The 3,142-nt window shown below is 70.5% G+C and carries 2 protein-coding genes; one reads left to right on the plus strand and one right to left on the minus strand.

The features are described from left to right. Positions 1–47: 47 nt before the first annotated feature. On the minus strand, positions 48–1,859 hold the full coding sequence (locus tag ACFWFR_RS18705) for a long-chain fatty acid--CoA ligase (RefSeq protein ID WP_191803286.1): 1,812 nt from the start codon (positions 1,857–1,859) through the stop codon (positions 48–50). Between the two features lie 263 nt (positions 1,860–2,122). On the opposite strand from ACFWFR_RS18705, the gene ACFWFR_RS18710 reads away from it, so the two are divergent. Next, on the plus strand, positions 2,123–3,070 hold the full coding sequence (locus ACFWFR_RS18710) for an ROK family glucokinase (RefSeq protein WP_191803288.1): 948 nt from the start codon (positions 2,123–2,125) through the stop codon (positions 3,068–3,070). The last annotated feature ends 72 nt before the right edge of the window (positions 3,071–3,142 follow it).

The following is a 3,142-nucleotide window of genomic DNA, read 5'->3' on the forward strand; positions in this document are numbered from 1 at the left end:
CCCTCCTGGGGACCGGCCGTCGTGCGGAGCAGGCGTCTCCGTGCGGGTCAGTGGGCGGCAGCGCCCGCGTAGATCGCGTCGATCTCGACCGAGAAGTCCTGGAGGACGACGTTGCGCTTGACCTTGAGCGAAGGCGTCAGGTAGCCGTTCTCGACCGTGAAGTCCGTGGTCAGGATCGTGAACTTGCGGATCGACTCGGCGCGCGAGACGGCCTTGTTGGCGCGGTCCACCGCGGCGTCGAGGGCCGCGAGGACGTCGATGTCGAGAGCCGCGGCGTCGATGCTCATGGGCTCCTTGCCGTGCATCGCGAGCCACCCGGGCAGGCCCTCGGGGTCGATCGTCATGAGCGCGCCGATGAACGGCTGCCCGTCCCCGACGACGACGCACTGGCTGATCAGGGCGTGCGCGCGGATGCGGTCCTCGAGCACGGCCGGGGCGACGTTCTTGCCGCCCGCGGTCACGATGATCTCCTTCTTGCGGCCCGTGATGCGCAGGAACCCGTCGGCGTCGAGCGAGCCCAGGTCGCCCGTGCGGAACCAGCCGTCGACGAACGCGTCCTGCGTGGCCTGCGGGTTGTTGTGGTACCCGCGGAACACGTGGTGGCCCTTGAGCAGGATCTCGCCGTCCTCGGCGATCTTGGCGCCGCAGCCCGGGAGCTGGGGGCCCACGGTCCCGATCTTGGTCGCGGTCGGCCGGTTGACCGACGTCGGTGCGGTCGTCTCGGTCAGGCCGTAGCCCTCGAGGATGCGCACGCCGATGCCGCGGTAGAAGTGCCCGAGCCGCTCGCCGAGCGGGGCGCCGCCCGAGACGGCCCACTTGGTCTGCCCGCCGAGCGCCGCACGCAGCTTCTTGTAGACGAGCGCGTCGGCGACCTTGTGCTGGAGCTTGAGGCCGATGCCCGGGCCCTTGGGGTCGTCCAGGGCGCGGGAGTAGGCGATCGCGGTAGCCGCGGCCCAGTGGAAGATCTTGACCTTTCCGCCCGCGGCGGCCTTCTGCTCCGAGGAGTTGTAGACCTTCTCGAAGACGCGGGGGACCGAGAGGATGTAGGTCGGCTTGAACTCGCCCAGGTCCTCGAGGAGCGTCTTGGTGTCCGGGGTGTGCCCCAGGACCGTCCCGCCCGCCACGACGAGCACGCCGATGAAGCGCGCGAAGACGTGAGCCAGGGGCATGAACAGCAGCGTGCGACCGTTGGCCTCGGCGAAGACCTCGGGCAGCGCCTTCACGGCGTTGACGGTCAGCGAGTAGAAGTTCTCGTGCGTGAGCTCGGCGCCCTTGGGACGTCCCGTGGTGCCCGAGGTGTAGATGATGGTCGCGACGTCCGCGAGGTTCGCGAGGCCGCGGCGGCGGGCGATCTCGTCGTCGCTGACGTCCTTGCCCGCCTCCTTGAGCGCGGCGATCCCACCGTCGTCGATCACGAACACCTGGCCGAGCTCGGGCGCCTGTGCCCGGACCTCCTCGACCGTGGCGGCGTGCGCGGGCGACTCGACCACGAGCAGCCTGACCCCGGCGTCCGAGAGGATCCACTGGACCTGCTCGGCGCTCGAGGTCTCGTACAGGGGCACGGGGACCGCGCCCGCGGCCCAGGTGGCCCAGTCGAGCAGGGTCCACTCGTAGCGGGTGCGGGACATGATGCCCACGTGCTCGCCGGGCTGGATGCCCAGGGCCACGAGGCCCTTGGCGACCGAGACGACGTCGGCGTCGACCTCGCGTGCGGTCAGTGTCTTCCAGGGGGCGCCCGGCCCGCTCTTGACCTCGACCATCGGCTGGTCGGGCCCGGCCGCGACACGGCTGGCGAAGAGGTCGTTGAGGTTGTCGAGGGGATCGACATCGATGATGCGCGGTGCGCTGAACTCGTCCATGCTGGCTCCAGTGGCAGAAGTCGACGGTGTGAGAACACTACCCACAGGACGGAAGTGTCGTTGACCGCCTCCGAGTCGGTACTCTTCATGGTGCTGTGCGCTGTTGCGCAAGATTTCAGGCCGTACCTGGGCGAACACCGGGAGCGACCGACGATCGGAGCCGACGGACGTACGCAGAACCGATGCCGAGGCGGTGCACAACCGTTACCGGCGGGCGTTCCCATCCTGTGAGTTCCAGACCGCTACGTGAGTGAGGACCTGACATGCATGCCATCGGAGTCGACATCGGCGGAACGAAGATCGCCGCGGGTGTGGTCGACGAGAACGGCAAGATCCTTGCGCAGACGCGTCGCGACACCGAGCCCGACGACGTCGCGAGCATCGACGCAGCCGTCGCGGACGTGTACGCCGAGCTGTCCAAGGAGTTCGAGGTCGAGGCCATGGGCCTGGCCGCAGCCGGCTTCGTGAGCCCCGACCGCACCTCGGTCCTCTTCGCTCCCAACATCGCGTGGCGCGAGTACCCGCTGGCCGCCAAGGTCCGCGCGCTGATCGGCGACGACGACGTCAAGATCGTCGTCGAGAACGACGCCAACGCGGCGGGCTGGGCCGAGTTCCAGTTCGGCGCGGGCCGCGACGCCTCGGACATGCTCATGCTCACGGTCGGCACGGGGCTGGGCGGCGCGATCATCGTCGACCGCAAGCTCGTGCGCGGTCGCTGGGGCGTGGCGGCCGAGGTCGGGCACATGCGCGTCGTGCCCGGCGGGCACTACTGCGGTTGCGGCCACGAGGGCTGCTGGGAGCAGTACGCGTCGGGCAGCGCGCTCGTGCGCGACGGCCAGGCCGCGCTCATCGCGCAGCCGGACCGTGCGACGGCGCTGCTCGAGCTCGCGGGCGGCGACGCCTCGAAGCTCAACGGCCCGCAGATCACGCAGGCCGCGCAGGACGGCGACGAGCTCGCGATCGAGCTGCTCGCGACGCTCGGCCGGTGGATCGGCGAGGGGGCTGCCTCGGTCACGGCGCTGCTCGACCCCGAGCTGATCGTGATCGGTGGCGGTGTCGGTGCTGCCGGCGACCTGCTGCTCCAGCCCGTCCGCAAGGCGTTCGCGGACCAGCTCTCGGCGCGCGGGCACCGTCCCGAGGCGCAGATCGACCTCGCTCAGCAGGGCAACGAGGCCGGCATCGTCGGCGCGGCGGACCTCGCCCGCAGCTAGTCGAGGTCGTCGGCGTCACGGGTCGCCGAGGCGGTGGCCGGCACGGCCTGCGTCGACGGGACGGCCCGCGAC

The organism is Oerskovia sp. NPDC060287 (assembly GCF_042726775.1).
Classification (GTDB): domain Bacteria; phylum Actinomycetota; class Actinomycetes; order Actinomycetales; family Cellulomonadaceae; genus Oerskovia; species Oerskovia merdavium.

Excerpts from the sequence above, each read along its gene's own strand:
- ACFWFR_RS18705 (WP_191803286.1), bottom strand. The coding sequence starts at position 1,859 with ATGGACGAGTTCAGCGCACCGCGCATCATCGATGTCGATCCCCTCGAC.
- ACFWFR_RS18710 (WP_191803288.1), top strand. The coding sequence starts at position 2,123 with ATGCATGCCATCGGAGTCGACATCGGCGGAACGAAGATCGCCGCGGGT.